Genomic DNA, 16,903 nt, shown 5'->3' with positions numbered 1-16,903 from the left:
CATGGCCAAACCTGGATTTCGCCTCGCGCTGTTTGCCACCCTGCTCGCACTGATCGTGGTGCTGCTCGGCGCCTACACCCGCCTGACTCACGCCGGTCTCGGCTGCCCGGACTGGCCCGGCTGCTACGGGTTTATCAGCGTGCCGAAAAGCGAAGCCCAACTGGCCCATGCCGAACTGCATTACCCCGACTCGCCCGTGGAGGCGCACAAAGGCTGGAACGAGATGATCCACCGTTACTTCGCCGGCACCCTCGGCATGTTGATCTCGATTCTGGCCGGTCGCGCTTGGGTTAACCGCCGTCATCCGGGGCAACCGCTGAAGCTGCCGCTGTTTCTGCTAGCGGTGGTGTTCGCCCAGGCCGCGTTCGGCATGTGGACGGTGACGCTCAAGCTCTGGCCGCAAGTGGTGACCGGGCATTTGCTTGGAGGCTTCGCGACCTTGAGCCTGCTGTTTCTGCTGACATTGAGACTGTCCGGCGTGTTGCCGGCACTGACCGTACCCAAGCGCCTGCAATATTGGGCCACCGCCGGATTGCTATTGGTGATCGGCCAGATCGCCCTCGGCGGCTGGGTCAGTTCCAACTATGCGGCAGTGGCCTGCATCGACTTCCCGACCTGCCACGGCCAGTGGCTGCCGCCGGCGGACTTCGCCAACGGCTTTCACCTGACCCAGCACATCGGCCCCAATTACCTCGGCGGGCAACTCGACAGCGATGCGCGCACGGCGATTCACCTGACCCACCGCATCGGCGCCCTGCTGGTGACGATTGTCCTGCTCGGTCTGGCCTGGCAACTGAAAGTCGTGGGCATGACGCGGCTGGCCGGGCTGGTGCTGATCGCCCTCGGCGCGCAGATCACCCTCGGCATCAGCAACGTGCTGTTTCACCTGCCGCTGCCGGTGGCCGTGGCGCACAACGCCGGCGGCGCAGCACTGCTGCTGACCATGGTGCTGGTCAACTATCACGCGCGAACCAGTCTGGTTCGGGTCAAGCAACCGATGCTTGCGCGCTGGCACCTGAGCCCGCGTAAACAGTCGGCGGCGCCCATCACGATAAAAGGAGAGACGCCATGGCGATTCTGATCGGCGAACGTCCCGCGCAGGCGTTGTGGCGAGATTACCTGGAGCTGACCAAACCGAAAGTTGTGGTGCTGATGCTGATCACCTCGCTGGTCGGCATGTTCCTCGCGACCCGCGCTGGCGTGCCGTGGACGGTGCTGGTGTTCGGCAACCTGGGGATCGCGCTGTGTGCCGGTGGTGCGGCGGCGGTCAATCACGTGGTGGATCGGCGCATCGACGCCGTCATGGCGCGCACCCACAAACGGCCGCTGGCCGAGGGCCGGGTTTCGCCCACGGCAGCGCTGACCTTTGCACTGGTGCTGGCGCTGCTCGGCCAGGCCTTGCTGCTGACCTTCACCAATCCGCTGACCGCGTGGCTGACCCTGGCCTCGCTGCTCGGCTACGCGGTGATCTACACCGGTTTCCTCAAACGCGCGACGCCGCAGAACATCGTTATCGGCGGCCTCGCTGGGGCCGCCCCGCCACTGCTCGGCTGGACCGCCGCCACCGGCCACGTCAGCGCCGAACCGTTGCTGCTGGTGCTGATCATCTTCGCCTGGACTCCGCCGCACTTCTGGGCGCTGGCGATCCACCGCAAAGAGGAATACGCCAAGGCCGACATTCCGATGCTGCCGGTCACCCATGGCGAGCACTACACCAAGGTGCACATTCTGCTGTACACCTTCGCCCTGCTGGCGGTCAGCCTGTTGCCATACGTGATCCACATGAGCGGCGCGCTGTACCTGATCTGCGCCCTCTGCCTGGGCGCGAGGTTTCTGCAATGGGCCGTGGTGCTGTACCGTGGCACTCGGCCGCACGCGGCGATCAACACCTTCAAGTACTCTATCTGGTACTTGTTTCTGCTGTTCATCGCCCTGCTCGTAGACCACTACTTACTGTTGAACCTATGACTCGAACCCAGAAAACCGTCTTCATCCTCGTGGCCGTGATCGCGCTGATCCTCGGCCTGACCGTCAACAAAGTGCTGAGCGGCAAGGGCCAGGGCGACCCGACTGCGCTGATCGATGCCGGCATCATCCTGCTGCCGCAAAGTCGCAACCTGCCGGACGTGACGATGACTAATCAGGACGGCCAACCGGTCACGGTCAACGAGCTCAAGGGCAAGTGGAGCCTGCTTTTCTTCGGCTATACCTTCTGCCCGGACATCTGCCCGACCACCCTCGCCCAACTGCGCCAGATCAAGAGCGAACTGCCGAAGGATGCTGTGGACAAGTTGCAGATCGTGCTGGTCAGCGTTGACCCGAACCGCGACAACCCTGCGCAGTTGAAGCAGTACCTGGGCTACTTCGACCCGCAGTTCATCGGCCTGACGCCGAAGTCGATCGAGGAGCTGCAAAAGGTGGCGAACGCGGTGAGCATTCCGTTCATTCCGGCGGACACCAGCAAGCCGAACTACACGGTGGATCACAGCGGAAACCTTGCGGTGATCGGGCCGGACGGAACGCAGCGCGGGTTCATTCGGGCGCCGTTGAACAACGCCAAACTGGTCGCGCAGTTGCCGGTGATGCTGAACCGCAAGTAAAAATGAACGCGCAAAAAAAGGGGACGCCACTGGCGTCCCCTTTTCGTTTTGATCGTTCCCACGCTCTGCGTGGGAATGCAGCACGGGACGCTCTGCGTCCCAGCGGACGCGGAGCGTCCGGGGATGCATGCCCACGCAGAGCATGGGCACGATCAGATTAAAACGCCGGCAACACCGCACCTTTGTACTTCTCGGTAATGAATTTCTTCACCTCCGGGCTGTGCAACGCAGCGGCCAGTTTCTTCATGGCGTCGCTGTCCTTGTTGTCCGCGCGGGACACCAGGATGTTCACGTAAGGCGAGTCGCTGCCTTCGATGATCAGCGCGTCCTTGGACGGATCGAGTTTGGCTTCCAGCGCGTAGTTGGTGTTGATCAGCGCCAGGTCCACCTGGGTCAGCACGCGCGGGATGGTCGCGGCTTCCAGTTCACGGATTTTCAGGTCCTTTGGATTCTGCGCGATGTCCTTGACGGTCGACAGGATGTTGGTCGGATCCTTCAGGGTGATCACGCCAGCCTTGGCCAGCAGCAACAGCGCACGGCCGCCGTTGGTGGCGTCGTTCGGGATGACCACGTTGGCGCCGCTTGGCAGCTCGTCGAGCTTCTTGATCTTGCTGGAGTAAGCGCCCAGCGGCTCCAGGTGCACGCCGGTCACGGCGACCAGGCTGGTGCCCTTGGCCTTGTTGAACTCATCGAGGTACGGCTGGTGCTGGAAGAAGTTGGCGTCCAGACGCTTCTCGGCCACCTGCACGTTCGGCTGGATGTAGTCAGTGAAGACCTTGACCTTCAGATCCACGCCTTCTTTGGCCAGAACCGGCTTCACGAATTCGAGGATTTCCGCGTGCGGCACCGGGGTGGCCGCAACGGTCAGGGTTTCGTCGGCGTGGGCCGAGAACGCTGCAACGGCAGCCAGGGCAACGATCAGTTTTTTCATTCAGCTAACTCCTTTTTACGGCGCCCGTCTGGCGCCTGCCAGCGAATGGCCGGCTCATGTCATTACAAAACCGGTTATTTGCGCGAAAAGTGAACGACCAGTCGGTCGCCCGCCATTTGCAGCACTTGCACCAGAATCAGCAGCAACACCACGGTGACGATCATCACGTCGGTCTGGAAACGCTGGTAGCCGAAACGAATCGCCAGGTCACCCAGGCCACCGGCGCCGACCACACCCGCCATTGCGGTGTAGGAAACCAGTGTAATCGCCGTCACCGTAATCGCCGCGAAGATGCCCGGACGGGCCTCCGGCAGCAAGGCGTTCATGATGATCTGCCGAGTGGTTGCGCCCATCGACTGGGTCGCTTCGATGATGCCGCGATCGACTTCACGCAGAGCGGTTTCCACCAACCGCGCGAAGAACGGCGTTGCACCCACCACCAGCGGCGGAATCGCACCGGCCACGCCCAGCGAGGTGCCGGTGATCAGCACGGTGAACGGGATCATCACGATCAACAGAATAATGAACGGCAGCGAACGCAGGATGTTCACCACCAGCGACAGCAAGGCGTACACGCCTTTGGCCTCGAGCAACTGACGCGGACTGCACAGGAACAGCAACACGCCCAGCGGCAGGCCGAGCAGGACGGTGAACAGCAGCGAACCGCCGAGCATCATCATGGTGTCGCCGGTGGCGAGCCAGATTTCGTACCAGTCGATATTGGTGAAGAAACTCATCAGGTCTGCCATTAGCGCAACACCTCCATGTGAACGTCAGCGGCGGTGAAGCGGGCGAACGCCGCGTCCATGTCGCCACCGGTGACGGCGAGGGTCAATTGCCCGTAAGGAATGTCTTTGATGCGGTCGATACGACCGGCCAGGATGCTGTAGTCCACACCGGTTTCCCGGGCGACGGTACCGAGCAACGGCGCGTAGGTCGCTTCACCCTGGAAGGTCAGACGTACGATGCGGCCCGGCACGTGAGCGAAGTCATCGCGCTGCTCGCTTTCGTCGATCTGCTCGTCTTCCTGGACGAAACGCTTGGTGGTCGGGTGCTTCGGATGCAGGAACACCTCGGCCACCGAGCCTTGCTCGACGATCACGCCGGCGTCCATCACCGCCACCTGATCGCAGACACGGCGGATCACATCCATCTCGTGGGTGATCAGCACGATGGTCAGTTTCAGCTCACGGTTGATCTCGGCCAGCAGTTGCAGCACCGACGCAGTGGTCTGCGGGTCGAGGGCGCTGGTGGCTTCGTCGCACAGCAGGATTTTCGGCTTGGTCGCCAGGGCGCGGGCAATACCGACGCGCTGCTTCTGGCCACCGGACAACTGCGCCGGGAATTTCTTCGCGTGGTCGGACAAACCGACGCGCTTGAGCAACTCGGCCACACGCTGGTCGATCTCGGCGCGGGACAGTTCACCGGCGAGGGTCAGCGGCAGCGCGACGTTGTCGGCCACGGTCTTGGACGCCAGCAGGTTGAAGTGCTGGAAGATCATCCCGACTTGCTGACGGAAACGGCGCAGGCCGTTGGCGTCCAGCGCGGTGACTTCTTCGCCGTCGACAATGATCTTGCCGCCACTGGATTCTTCCAGGCGATTGATCAGACGCAGCAGGGTACTTTTTCCCGCACCGGAATGGCCAATCAGGCCGAACACCTGACCGTTCTCGATGGAGAGACTCGTCGGATGCAGCGCGGTGATGTCCTTACCGGCGACGCGGTAAGTCTTATGGACGTTTTGAAACTCGATCACGTAGCGAACCTTGTGGGGCGCGTTGGAAAAGGATCAGCGGTTAGCCGGGCGCGCATTTTAGCCTGTCCGTATAGAGGTTATTAGCATTTATTCCGCATTCAACCTTTCATTTGGCAATAACGCGATCAAAGGTCATAAAAAAGGAACGGCAAAAACCCTCGTCAGTCACTAGTTAAGCGACTTGAAACTCCGGGTACCGTGCCCGGGAACCACTCAAGAGCCCCGGTGTAATCGGGGTCAAACGAGGAGTTTACGTCTGATGAGTACCAAAAAACCTGCCGCCGACAAAAGCCAACTGGCCGGGACCGATACCCCGGATCGCGCCAACACCAATGCCAAGCTCGACAGCCTGGAGACATTCCGCTCCGACGCCACCGGCCAGGCCCTGCGCACCAATCAGGGCGTGAAGGTCGCGGACAACCAGAACACCCTGAAGGCCGGGCCACGAGGGCCGTCGCTGCTGGAAGACTTCATCATGCGTGAGAAGATCACGCACTTTGACCATGAGCGGATTCCCGAGCGCATCGTCCATGCCCGCGGCACCGGCGCCCATGGCTTCTTTCAATCCTACGAGAACCATTCGGCGCTGACCAAGGCCGGTTTCCTACGGGATCCGGGGAAGAAAACGCCGGTTTTCGTACGCTTTTCCACGGTGCAAGGGCCACGCGGCTCCGGCGATACCGTGCGCGACGTGCGTGGTTTTGCCGTGAAGTTTTTCACCGACGAAGGCAACTTCGATCTGGTCGGCAACAACATGCCGGTATTTTTCATCCAGGACGCGATCAAGTTTCCCGACTTCGTCCACGCGGTAAAACCCGAGCCGCACAACGAAATACCTACCGGCGGCTCGGCCCACGACACGTTCTGGGACTTCGTGTCGCTGGTGCCGGAATCGGCGCACATGGTCATCTGGGCCATGTCCGACCGGGCGATTCCGAAAAGCCTGCGCAGCATGCAGGGCTTCGGCGTGCACACCTTTCGACTGATCAACGCCGAAGGCAAATCACGCTTCGTCAAATTTCACTGGCGCCCTACCGCCGGCACTTGTTCGCTGGTGTGGGACGAGGCGCAGAAGCTGGCCGGTAAAGACACCGACTACCATCGACGCGATCTCTGGGAGGCCATCGAGACCGGGGACTACCCGGAATGGGAACTTGGCGTACAAGTCATCGAGGAGGAAAACGAGCACGACTTCGATTTCGACATCCTCGACCCGACCAAACTGATTCCAGAGGAAATCGTCCCGATCACGCCGTTGGGCAAAATGACCCTCAACCGCAACCCGGACAACTTCTTTGCCGAAACCGAGCAGGTCGCGTTCTGCCCCGGCCATATCGTGCCGGGGATCGACTTCTCCAATGACCCGCTGCTGCAAGGTCGGCTGTTTTCCTACACCGACACACAGATCAGCCGACTCGGCGGGCCGAATTTTCATGAGCTGCCGATCAATCGCCCGGTCGCACCGTTCCACAACGGCCAGCGCGATGCCCAGCACCGCACGGCGATCGACAAGGGCCGTGCCTCTTACGAACCGAATTCCATCGATGGCGGCTGGCCGAAAGAAACTCCGTCGGCCGCACAGGACGGCGGGTTCGAGAGTTATCCGGAGCGCATCGACGCCAACAAGATCCGTCAGCGCAGCGAGTCGTTCAGCGAACACTTCTCCCAGGCGCGGCTGTTCTTCAAGAGCATGAGCAAGCATGAGCAGGAACACATCATCTCGGCCTACAGCTTCGAACTGGGCAAGGTCGAGCGGGAGCACATTCGTGTGCGGGAGGTGAACGAGATTCTTGCCAACATCGATCTGGAACTGGCCAAGCGTGTGGCGGCAAATCTCGGCCTGCCGGCGCCAGCCAAAGGGACGGTGGAGGTGCGCAAGACATCGCTGGATCACTCACCGGCCCTGAGTCAGGCCAACCTGTTGCCGGAAAACATCAAGACGCGAAAAGTAGCGATTCTGGCGGCCAACGGCGTCGATGGTGCAGCGATCGATGCGATGAAGCAGGCTTTGGCGGCAGAAGGTGCCCACGCCAAACTGCTCGGCCCGACCTCGGCGCCGGTGAAGACGGCCGATGGCAAAAACCTGATGGTGGATGCGTCGATGGAAGGTTTGCCTTCGGTGGCGTTCGATGCGGTGTTCGTGCCGGGTGGCGCGGCGTCGGTCAAGGCGTTGAGCGGAGACGGCGTAGCGTTGCATTACCTGCTGGAGGCTTACAAACACTTGAAGGCGATTGCGCTGCATGGCGAGGCCAAGCAGTTGCTGGATGTCTTGAAGCTGGAGGCGGATGCCGGGCTGATCGAAGGCAAGGACGTGAAAGCGCTGACCAAGCCGTTCTTTGCGGCGATCGGGCAGCATCGGGTCTGGGATCGGGAGGCGAAAGCCAAGGCAATTCCGGCCTGAAAAAAACCGCAGCCTGCGATCAGCAGGCTGCGGTTAATTCAAGGTTTGCGCGGGCTCAGAACCATCTGTGCCGGGACTGTGCGCAAGATCTGCTTCTCGATCTGCAAATCGAAATCCGGATCGAGCTTCTTCACGCGTTTGGTGATCAACGTCGCCAGCCAAGGGTAATCATTGGTTCGCGGCGCCTGAATGCTCACCACGCAATCGTAGTTCACCACATCGGTGGCGATCGCATCCAGTTGGCGGCGAAGTTTGCGGCTATCGGTGATATTCAGCGCAACCGTGGTGCTCTCGGCGGTCGGATCGATCACCTTGGCTTTCGGCTTGGCTTCAGCGGCCTGGAGCGCTGCTTCGGCTTTTTCCAGCTCAGCCTTGCGGGCTTCGGTGATGGCGCCGTTGACGCCACCGGTCAGCGCCGGAGCCTTGGGCATCAGTGCACGGGCGCGGGCCAAAGCGGTTGCGGCAGCATTCACATCGCCCTTCTGCAGGACGATCTGGCTGCGGCGCAGATAGGCTTCGGCCAACTGGCGCTGGTATTGCTCAAGGGACTGATCGTTGGGTGTTTCGGCCTGCAAGGCTGCCAATTGGTCTTCGGCAGTGGCCAGTTCGCTGCTGGCCAGGCTTTGCTCCAGCTGTGCGATGGCCGTGGCCCGCGCATCGGGGGCTTCGGCCACCGGCGGCGTGCTTTGGCAGGCGCCCAGCAGCACTGAAAATGCGACAAGGAGCAGATAACGGGAGGCGAACGGCTTCATTCCTGCGACTCTCTATTTGCGCAAAAAACGAGCAAGTCTACACCCCTCGACGGGGCAGAACAAAACTCAGCAGAAACAGTGCGGCCGCCGTCACAACGATTGACGGGCCGGCCGGGGTGTCCTTGAACCAGGACAACGCCAGCCCGCCACACACGGCGAGCATGCCCAGCAGGCTCGCGCCCAGTGCCATCTGCTCCGGCGAGCGGGCGTGACGTTGTGCCGCAGCTGCCGGGATGATCAACAGCGACGTAATCAGCAACACACCGACGATTTTCATCGCCACGGCGATCACCACCGCGATCAGCAACATCAACGCCATGCGCAAACCAGCCACCGGCAGGCCTTCGACCCGGGCCAGTTCTTCGTGCACGGTGATCGCCAGCAGCGGCCGCCACAGCGTCACCAGCAACACCAGCACCGCCGCGCTGCCGCCGAGGATCCATGCAAGGTCAGTCGGACTGATCGCCAACAGATCGCCAAACAGATAGGCCATCAGGTCGATCCGCACTTCATGCATGAAGCTTAGTACCACCAGCCCGAGAGAGAGCGTGCTCGGCGCAAGAATGCCCAACAACGTGTCGGACGCCAGTGGCTGACGCTGTTGCAGGGTTACCAGCAGCACCGCCAGCAGCAGGCAGCCCACGGTGACCGCAACGGTCGGGCTGACATCCAGCAGAAAGCCCAGCGCCACGCCGAGCAGCGCGGCGTGGGACAGGGTGTCGCCGAAATAGGCCATGCGTCGCCAGACCACGAACGAGCCCAGCGGCCCCGCGACCACCGCCAGCGCCAGACCTGCAAGCAGGGCGTAGAACAGAAAATCAGCCATGCTTGCAGCTATCTCCGTGAACGTGAGGTTGGCCCGTCACAGGCCCTTTGACCACCGAACCGTGCAGGTCGTGGGCGTGGTCGTGATGGTGGTGATAGACCGCCAGGCTCGGCGCGTGATTGCCGAACAGCTCGACGAAGGCCGGGTCGCCACTGACCTGCTCGGGATGCCCGGAGCAGCAGACGTGACGGTTGAGGCACACCACCTGGTCGGTGGTGCTCATCACCAGATGCAGGTCGTGGGACACCATCAACACGCCGCAACCGTGACGGTCGCGCAGTCGGGTGATCAGGCTGTACAGCTCGGCTTGCCCGGCCACATCGACACCTTGCACCGGCTCGTCGAGCACCAGCAGTTCCGGCTCGCGCAACAGTGCCCGGGCCAGCAGCACGCGCTGCATTTCACCGCCGGACACGCTTTGCACCGGGCTGTCGATGACGTGTTCGGCGCCGACTTCCTTGAGTGCCGCCAGCGCACGCGGACGGTCGACGCCCGGCACCAGCCGCAGAAAGCGCAGCACCGACAGCGGCAAGGTCGGATCGACGTGCAGTTTTTGCGGCATGTAGCCGATGCGCAATTTCGGCTTGCGCCAGACACTGCCGCTGTCGGGTTTCAGCAGCCCGAGCACGGCGCGTACCAGGGTGGTCTTGCCGGCGCCGTTGGGGCCGATCAGGGTGACGATCTGCCCCGGTTCGACGCTCAGGTGAATGTTGTCCAGCACGTTCTGCCCGGCAAACCGGACAGCCACCTGCTCCAGACGGATCAACGCATCGCTCATCAAGCCCCCCGGCAACCGGAGCAGAGGCCGACCACTTCGACGGTCTGGGCCTCGACGATGAAGCCGACGTCCTTGGCGCTGTGGATGATCGCGTCGCTGATGGTTTTTTGCTCAAGCTCGATGGCCGCGTGGCACTCGCGGCAGATCAGGAACTGGCCCTGGTGCGAGTGTTTCGGGTGAACGCAGCCGACAAAGGCGTTCAGCGAGGAAATGCGGTGAACCAGGCCGTTTTCCAGCAGGAAATCCAGTGCGCGGTACACGGTCGGCGGCGCGGCGCGGCGGCCGTCCTGCTCGCTGAGCACCGCCAGAATGTCGTAGGCACCCAGCGGCTTGTGGCTCTGCCAGACCAGTTCCAGCACCCGCCGACGCAATGCGGTCAGGCGCAGGCCTTTCTGTGCACACAAGGCATCGGCCTCGGACAGGGCGCTGTGGACGCAATGGGAGTGGTCGTGGGGACGGCTGGCAATCGGGGTAATAGGCATGAGCGGCGACGAGTTTGGTTAGAGACGTTATTATGTTACCCGTTCTCGCCTCCTTGAGTGGTCATCGTGTCCCGACTTTTTTCTGTTTTTGTGGCATTTGTCGCCAGTTTTCTGCTGATCGGTTCGGCCCAGGCCGAAGTCAGAGTCCTCACCAGCATCAAGCCGCTGCAATTGATTGCCGCCGCCGTGCAGGACGGCGTGGCGATTCCCGAAGTGCTGCTGCCACCGGGGGCTTCGCCGCATAACTATGCGTTGCGCCCGTCCGACGTGCGCAAGGTGCAATCGGTGGACCTGCTGTACTGGATCGGCCCGGACATGGAAGGTTTCCTGCCTCGCGTGCTGAATGGTCGTACGCTGCCGAGCGTCGCCGTGCAGGACCTGCCGGGCATGAAGCTGCGTCGCTTCGCCGAAGACAGCCACTCCCACGCCGAAGACGCCGACGAGCATGATCACGATCACCGCCCAGGCACCCTCGACGCGCATTTGTGGCTATCGCCGGTGAACGCGCGGGTTATTGCCGACAAAATGGCCGCCGACCTGAGCGCTGCGGACCCGGCCAATGCCGAGCGCTACCAGAGCAACGCCAAAGCGTTCGACGAGCGTCTCGATGCGCTGGATCAGCGTTTGAAGAAGCGCCTGGCCAGCGTTGAAGGCAAACCCTACTTCGTCTTCCACGAAGCCTTTGACTACTTCGAAGAGGCCTACGGCTTGAAACACACCGGCGTGTTCAGCGTTGCGGCGGAAGTGCAGCCAGGCGCCCAGCATGTCGCGGCGATGCGTGCGCGCTTGCAGGAAGTCGGCAAGACTTGTGTGTTCAGTGAACCGCCGTTGCGCCCACGCTTGGCCGAAACCCTGGTGGCGGGCCTGCCGGTGAAGCTGGCGGAACTGGATGCGTTGGGTGGCTACACGCCGGCGACGGCTCAGGGTTACGAGCAAGTGCTGGAGAAGCTGGGGAATGATCTGGCGAGTTGCCTGGAATCGCTGTAACCCGAAAGAAACCGCAGCCTGCAACAGGCTGCGGTTTTTGCTTCAAAGGGCGAAAGGCAGCGGCGTATTGACCGACTGACGTTGCGCCAGACGCTGCTCGAACTCCTTCGGATCGTGAATCAGCACGTCTTGCCCGGCGAACGATTCCGCCGCAATCAACCGCGACAGCCAGAACCGCACGCACGCCACTCGCAGCATGGTCGGCCACAACTCGGCCTCGGCCGCAGTGAACGGGCGCAGTGCCGCGTAGGCACCCAGAAACGCCCGAGCCCGAGGGCCGTCAATCAGGCCGTCATCGTCCGAACACCAGTCGTTCAAGGCAATCGCCACGTCGTAGAGCATCGGCCCGGAGCAGGCGTTGTAGAAGTCGATCAGCCCGGTCAGGTGCGTGCCTTCGAACATCGCGTTGTCGCGGAACAGGTCGGCGTGGATGTTCGCCCGCGGCAGCGCGAGAATTTTGTCTTTCTGTTGCGTGATTTCGTCCAGCGCGGTTTGCAGCAGAGCGCGCGGCGCGTCGCTCAGGTGCGAAAGAAACTGTGTGCCCTCTTCCAGCATCCAGTCCAGGCCACGATCGGTCTTGCGTTTGATCATGTTGTTGCCCTGGGTTGCCAGGTGCAGATGCGCCTGCAAGTCACCGACCTGCGCGCAGTGTTGGGCGTTGGCCTGCTTGATGTGCTTGCCGGCCAGGCGCGGTTGCAACAGCGCCGGCTTGCCTTTCAGCTCGCGCAGGGCCACGCCGTCAGTGGTGCGCAGCGCGTAGGGAACTGGCAGGTCGGCTTCGTGGAGGACGTCGAGCAGGTCGATGAAGAACGGCATTTCCTGCACCGGGCCGCGCTCGACCAGGGTCAGGACGAACTCGCCCTTTTCCATGCTGATGAAGAAGTTGGTGTTTTCGCTGCCGGCGGCGATCCCCTGGAAATCGAGCAGACGGCCGAGCCCGTAAGGGGCGAGAAAGGTTTCCAGCTCGGGCCGAGCCAGGGGGGTGAACACAGACATGGTTAAAAACTGCTCAGTTCTGGCGCCGCCATCGCGTCGGCGCCGGTTGAAATTAAGAAACTACTTCCACTCGAAAATCTTCCACGCGGGGATCAGCATATCCGGCTGGTCCGAGCGGATGAAGTTTGCATCAGTACCGTCCGCGCGCACCAGAAAATAGGGCGGAAACCCCTTCTTGGTCACCTTGATCGCGTACAGGAAACCGTTCTGCCGGTACTCCTGGATGGTCTTGTCACCTTCGGTACGGATGGTGACCTCCGGTTCCGCTGACGGCGCATCATCCGCCGCGATCGCGGCCAGTGGCGTGGTTGCAATCAAACTGACCAGCAGCAAGCGATTTAACGTACGCATGATAACCTTGTCCCTTTGTCGTCAACGGTCCCGCTATTCTAGCGCCGGACCCGCCGAAAAGGTTGATCCTGCTCATGAGCCAAGCCCCCCTCGTCCTGGTGGACGGTTCGTCTTACCTGTACCGCGCCTTTCACGCGCTGCCACCGCTGACCACGTCCAAAGGCCTGCCGACCGGCGCGGTCAAGGGCGTGCTGAACATGCTCAAGAGCCTGCGCAAACAGTATCCGGACAGCCCGTTCGCCGTGGTGTTCGACGCCAAGGGCGGGACATTTCGCGATGAGATGTACGCCGAATACAAGGCCAACCGCCCGAGCATGCCCGACGACATGCGCGTGCAGATCGAGCCACTGCACCAGAGCGTGAAAGCCCTCGGCTTCCCGCTGCTGTGCGTCGAAGGTGTCGAGGCCGATGACGTGATCGGCACCCTGGCCCGCAGCAGTGCGGCCGCCAACCGTCCGGTGATCATCTCAACCGGCGACAAGGACATGGCGCAACTGGTCGACGGCCACATTACCTTGGTCAACACCATGTCCGGTAGTTCGATGGACGTGGAGGGCGTGAAGGAGAAATTCGGCGTCGCTCCGGAGCAGATCATCGATTATCTGGCCCTGATGGGCGACTCTTCCGACAACATCCCCGGCGTTCCCGGCATCGGGCCGAAAACCGCGTCCGGCCTGCTGGTCGGCGTCAACGGCGGCCTGACCGAACTCTACGCGCAGCTCGATATCGTGCCGACCCTGCCGATTCGCGGCGCCAAGACCCTGCCGGCCAAGCTCGAAGAACACAAGGAGATGGCCTTCCTCTCCTATCAACTGGCGACCATCAAGGTCGACGTGCCGCTGGACATCGGCCTCGACGACCTGCAAATGGGCCCGGAAGACCCGGCCCAACTGCTTGAGCTCTACACCCTGCTGGAGTTCAAGAGCTGGATCAACGATCTGGAGCGCGACGCCAAGCGTCTGGAACTGAGCAGCGCCGCTGCCCCTGAGCCGGCCGCCGATCTGTTCAGCGCACCTGCGGAAGAAGCGCCGGTCGCTCCGGCTGAAGCCGCGTACGAAACCATCCTCGATCAGGCCCGTTTCGACGTCTGGCTGGAAAAACTGAAGAACGCCAAGCTGTTTGCCTTCGACACCGAAACCACCGGCGTCGACGCCCAACAGGCGCAACTGGTCGGTCTGTCCTTCGCGGTGCAGGCCAACGAAGCGGCCTACATCCCGCTGACCCACTCCTACATCGGCGTGCCGGAGCAACTGGATCGCGACACCGTGTTGCGCGCGCTCAAGCCGATCCTGGAAGACCCAAGCAAGCTCAAGGTCGGCCAGCACGCCAAGTTCGACATGAACATCCTGGCCAACTGCGCCATCGGTGGCGATCAGAGCCAGGGCATCACCGTGCGCGGCATTGCCTTCGACACGATGCTTGAGTCCTATGTGCTCAACTCCACCGCCACCCGTCACGACATGGACAGCCTGGCGCAGAAGTACCTGGATCACACCACCGTGAGCTTCCAGGACATCGCCGGCAAAGGCGCCAAGCAACTGACCTTCGACCAGATCGCTCTGGAACAGGCCGGGCCCTATGCCGCCGAAGATGCCGACGTGACCCTGCGCCTGCACCAGACGTTGTTCGAAAAACTCAGCGCCATCCCGAGCCTGGCCAGCGTGCTGACCGACATCGAGATCCCGCTGGTGCCGGTGCTGGCCCGCATTGAGCGTCAGGGTGCGTTCGTCGATGCAGCGCTGCTTGGCGTACAGAGCATCGAGCTGGGCGACAAGATGGTCGCGCTGGAGCGTGAAGCGTTCGAAATCGCCGGTGAAGAGTTCAACCTGGGCTCGCCGAAGCAACTCGGCGTGATCCTCTACGAAAAACTCGGCCTGCCGGTGCTGAAGAAAACCGCCAAGGGCCAGCCGTCCACCGCCGAAGAAGTGCTGGCGAAACTGGCCGAAGACGATCACCGCTTGCCAAAAGTGCTGATGGAACACCGTTCCATGAGCAAGCTGAAAAGCACCTACACCGATCGCCTGCCGGAGCAGATCAACCCGCGCACCGGGCGTATCCACACCTCGTATCATCAGGCTGTGGCATCGACCGGTCGCTTGTCCTCAAGCGATCCGAACCTGCAGAACATTCCGGTGCGCACCGCTGAAGGCCGACGCATTCGTCAGGCGTTCGTCGCGCCGAAAGGCTACAAACTGCTGGCGGCGGACTACTCGCAGATCGAACTGCGGATCATGGCGCACCTGTCCCGCGACGAAGGCCTGATGAACGCTTTCCGCAACAACCTGGACGTGCACACCGCCACGGCGGCCGAAGTGTTCAAGGTCGAGCTGAACGAAGTGTCGTCCGACCAGCGCCGTGGCGCCAAGGCGATCAACTTCGGTCTGATCTACGGCATGGGCGCGCAGAAACTGGGCAAGGACATCGGCGTCGACACCAAAACCGCCAAGGCCTACATCGACACCTATTTCGCGCGTTACCCGGGCGTTCGTGAATACATGGATCGCACCCGTGCACAGGCAGCGGATCAAGGTTTCGTGGAAACGATTTTCGGCCGCCGTCTGTACCTGCCGGACATCAACTCCAACAAGCCGCAGGAACGCGCCGCCGCCGAGCGCACGGCGATCAACGCGCCGATGCAGGGCACCGCAGCAGACATCATCAAGAAAGCCATGGTGGCGGTGGACAACTGGCTGAGCGCTTCCGGGCTGGACGCCAAAGTCATCCTGCAGGTGCACGACGAACTGGTACTGGAGGTTCGCGAGGATCTGGTCGATCAGGTTCGCGACGAAATTCGCGTCCACATGAGCGAAGCGGCGAAACTGGACGTGCCGTTGCTGGTGGAAGTCGGGGTTGGCAACAACTGGGACGAGGCGCACTGAGGCCTCTGGGACGGGGTTTTGCCGCGACATGACGTCGCGGCAAAGGCATCGGAGGGGGCTTAGTTCTGATCGCTCTTGAGCTTATTCCAAAGTTTTTTGAAAAGAATCTGAACTAATCTTGCGACAGGCCACTCAGAGATACTGAATGGCTGGTGAAGCCCTTCGATGCTCCTATGTTGTGTTAAGTGTTGGCAGATATCTGAACCCCGCCCTAGCGGTTCGGAACTTGAACCCCGGAACTTCTCCCTCCCCATATGAAGTCCGGGGCTTTTTTTGCCTCAAAACTGCCTGTGGCGCCGCCAGACTGCGTTAAAAGCATCGCTAAAAATGCTCATTTAGGTCGCCTAAAGTCGAGCGCGACCCCGGCCGTTTTAGCGATGCTTTTGCCTTGCCTGACAACACCACAGACAGTTTTGAAATCCCCTTACTCTGCCGCCGCTTCTGCGCCTTTGTCTGCCAGTTCCATCCAGCCTGCCAACACAGTGTAGGCCTCTTCCAGGCCCATGCGTTTCGGGGCGGAGAACAGCTGGATCGTCACCAGATCGCCCCACCCCTTACGAATTTCCGACTGCACCTTGAGCAGCGTGTTCTTGGCTGCGCCGTAGGTCAGCTTGTCGGCCTTGGTCAGCAGAATGTGCATCGGCATGCCGGCCGCAACGGCCCAATCGAGCATCAGCAGGTCGAAGTCGGTCATTGGATGACGGATGTCCATCATCAGAATCAAACCCTTCAAACTCTCGCGACCACCGAGGTAAGCCTCGAGGTGACGCTGCCAGTGTTGCTTGAGCGGGATCGGTACTTTTGCATAACCGTAGCCCGGCAGGTCGACCAGACGCCGTTCATCGTCTAGCTTGAAGAAGTTCAACAGCTGTGTGCGACCCGGGGTTTTCGAGGTGCGCGCCAGGCTGGCGTGAGTCAGTGTGTTCAAAGCGCTGGATTTACCGGCGTTGGAACGACCGGCGAACGCTACTTCGAAGCCTTCGTCGTCGGGGCACTGATCGACTTTGGCGGCACTGAGCATGAACGTGGACTGTTGGCACAGACCGAGGATGGGATTCTTGAGTTGCATGGGATTTCCGATGTGGGCGGCGCCGGGATTGGGCGCGGAACGCGGTGTCGCTTCCGTTTCAGTGACGCCAGTATATAATGCCGCAGATTTTGTGT

General features: G+C 61.6%; 16 protein-coding genes. 6 read left to right on the top strand and 10 right to left on the bottom strand.

The features are described from left to right. The first annotated feature begins 1 nt into the window (after position 1). Genes AC07VV_RS11645 through AC07VV_RS11635 form a run of 3 tightly spaced genes read left to right on the top strand, consistent with a single transcriptional unit; the run spans position 2 to position 2,600 of the window. Complete coding sequence (locus tag AC07VV_RS11645; protein ID WP_096822435.1) at positions 2 to 1,081, top strand: COX15/CtaA family protein; 1,080 nt, start codon at positions 2 to 4, stop codon at positions 1,079 to 1,081. Beyond that, positions 1,069 to 1,968 carry a heme o synthase gene (gene cyoE, locus AC07VV_RS11640; RefSeq protein WP_495036297.1) on the top strand — a complete coding sequence of 300 codons (900 nt, stop codon included), beginning with the start codon at positions 1,069 to 1,071 and terminating at the stop codon, positions 1,966 to 1,968. The genes AC07VV_RS11645 and cyoE overlap by 13 nt, the downstream gene beginning before the upstream one ends. Then, positions 1,965 to 2,600 carry an SCO family protein gene (locus AC07VV_RS11635; protein ID WP_085733848.1) on the top strand — a complete coding sequence of 212 codons (636 nt, stop codon included), beginning with the start codon at positions 1,965 to 1,967 and terminating at the stop codon, positions 2,598 to 2,600. The genes cyoE and AC07VV_RS11635 overlap by 4 nt, the downstream gene beginning before the upstream one ends. A gap of 157 nt (positions 2,601 to 2,757) precedes the next feature. Here AC07VV_RS11635 and AC07VV_RS11630 read toward each other — a convergent pair whose 3' ends face one another. The 3 genes from AC07VV_RS11630 to AC07VV_RS11620 form a co-directional block, all read right to left on the bottom strand. Further along, positions 2,758 to 3,531 (bottom strand): MetQ/NlpA family ABC transporter substrate-binding protein, encoded by a 774-nt coding sequence (locus AC07VV_RS11630; RefSeq protein WP_102621157.1) that lies wholly within the window; start codon positions 3,529 to 3,531, stop codon positions 2,758 to 2,760. A gap of 74 nt (positions 3,532 to 3,605) precedes the next feature. Continuing rightward, on the bottom strand, positions 3,606 to 4,280 hold the full coding sequence (locus AC07VV_RS11625) for a methionine ABC transporter permease (protein ID WP_096822432.1): 675 nt from the start codon (positions 4,278 to 4,280) through the stop codon (positions 3,606 to 3,608). Continuing rightward, the gene (locus tag AC07VV_RS11620; RefSeq protein ID WP_096822431.1) at positions 4,280 to 5,287 is read right to left on the bottom strand and encodes a methionine ABC transporter ATP-binding protein; all 1,008 of its coding nucleotides are present in this window, start codon (positions 5,285 to 5,287) and stop codon (positions 4,280 to 4,282) included. The genes AC07VV_RS11625 and AC07VV_RS11620 overlap by 1 nt, the downstream gene beginning before the upstream one ends. 259 nt (positions 5,288 to 5,546) lie before the next feature. Between AC07VV_RS11620 and katE the strand changes: the two genes are divergently transcribed. Then, positions 5,547 to 7,688 (top strand): catalase HPII, encoded by a 2,142-nt coding sequence (gene katE / locus AC07VV_RS11615; protein WP_495036296.1) that lies wholly within the window; start codon positions 5,547 to 5,549, stop codon positions 7,686 to 7,688. A gap of 38 nt (positions 7,689 to 7,726) precedes the next feature. Here the strand turns inward: katE and AC07VV_RS11610 are convergent, their stop codons facing one another. From AC07VV_RS11610 to AC07VV_RS11595, 4 genes are read right to left on the bottom strand one after another with little or no spacing between them, the layout of a single operon-like run. Further along, the gene (locus AC07VV_RS11610; protein ID WP_495036295.1) at positions 7,727 to 8,440 is read right to left on the bottom strand and encodes a PA5502 family lipoprotein; all 714 of its coding nucleotides are present in this window, start codon (positions 8,438 to 8,440) and stop codon (positions 7,727 to 7,729) included. A gap of 37 nt (positions 8,441 to 8,477) precedes the next feature. Continuing rightward, a complete protein-coding gene (gene znuB / locus AC07VV_RS11605; protein ID WP_065260666.1) occupies positions 8,478 to 9,266 on the bottom strand; it encodes a zinc ABC transporter permease subunit ZnuB in 789 nt (262 codons plus the stop codon). Continuing rightward, on the bottom strand, positions 9,259 to 10,044 hold the full coding sequence (gene znuC / locus AC07VV_RS11600) for a zinc ABC transporter ATP-binding protein ZnuC (protein WP_096822428.1): 786 nt from the start codon (positions 10,042 to 10,044) through the stop codon (positions 9,259 to 9,261). Before znuC ends, znuB begins: the two co-directional genes overlap by 8 nt. Further along, on the bottom strand, positions 10,044 to 10,526 hold the full coding sequence (locus tag AC07VV_RS11595) for a Fur family transcriptional regulator (RefSeq protein WP_495036294.1): 483 nt from the start codon (positions 10,524 to 10,526) through the stop codon (positions 10,044 to 10,046). Before AC07VV_RS11595 ends, znuC begins: the two co-directional genes overlap by 1 nt. Before the next feature lie 66 nt (positions 10,527 to 10,592). On the opposite strand from AC07VV_RS11595, the gene znuA reads away from it, so the two are divergent. Further along, the gene (gene znuA, locus AC07VV_RS11590) at positions 10,593 to 11,513 is read left to right on the top strand and encodes a zinc ABC transporter substrate-binding protein ZnuA (protein WP_495036293.1); all 921 of its coding nucleotides are present in this window, start codon (positions 10,593 to 10,595) and stop codon (positions 11,511 to 11,513) included. 42 nt (positions 11,514 to 11,555) lie between these two features. Here the strand turns inward: znuA and AC07VV_RS11585 are convergent, their stop codons facing one another. After that, complete coding sequence (locus AC07VV_RS11585; protein WP_495036292.1) at positions 11,556 to 12,509, bottom strand: homoserine kinase; 954 nt, start codon at positions 12,507 to 12,509, stop codon at positions 11,556 to 11,558. A gap of 60 nt (positions 12,510 to 12,569) precedes the next feature. Then, positions 12,570 to 12,860 (bottom strand): DUF2782 domain-containing protein, encoded by a 291-nt coding sequence (locus AC07VV_RS11580; RefSeq protein WP_192559405.1) that lies wholly within the window; start codon positions 12,858 to 12,860, stop codon positions 12,570 to 12,572. A 74-nt stretch (positions 12,861 to 12,934) separates the two neighbouring features. On the opposite strand from AC07VV_RS11580, the gene polA reads away from it, so the two are divergent. Next, entirely contained in the window at positions 12,935 to 15,739 is a 2,805-nt protein-coding gene (gene polA, locus AC07VV_RS11575; protein WP_495036291.1) for a DNA polymerase I, read from the top strand. A gap of 424 nt (positions 15,740 to 16,163) precedes the next feature. Here polA and yihA read toward each other — a convergent pair whose 3' ends face one another. Next, complete coding sequence (gene yihA, locus AC07VV_RS11570; protein WP_096822423.1) at positions 16,164 to 16,808, bottom strand: ribosome biogenesis GTP-binding protein YihA/YsxC; 645 nt, start codon at positions 16,806 to 16,808, stop codon at positions 16,164 to 16,166. Positions 16,809 to 16,903: the final 95 nt, after the last annotated feature.

The sequence above is a fragment of the Pseudomonas sp. GW821-FHT02C04 genome, from assembly GCF_059421845.1.
The sequence above is the reverse complement of the archived record's forward strand: the minus strand, read 5'-3'. Positions and strand labels throughout refer to the sequence as shown.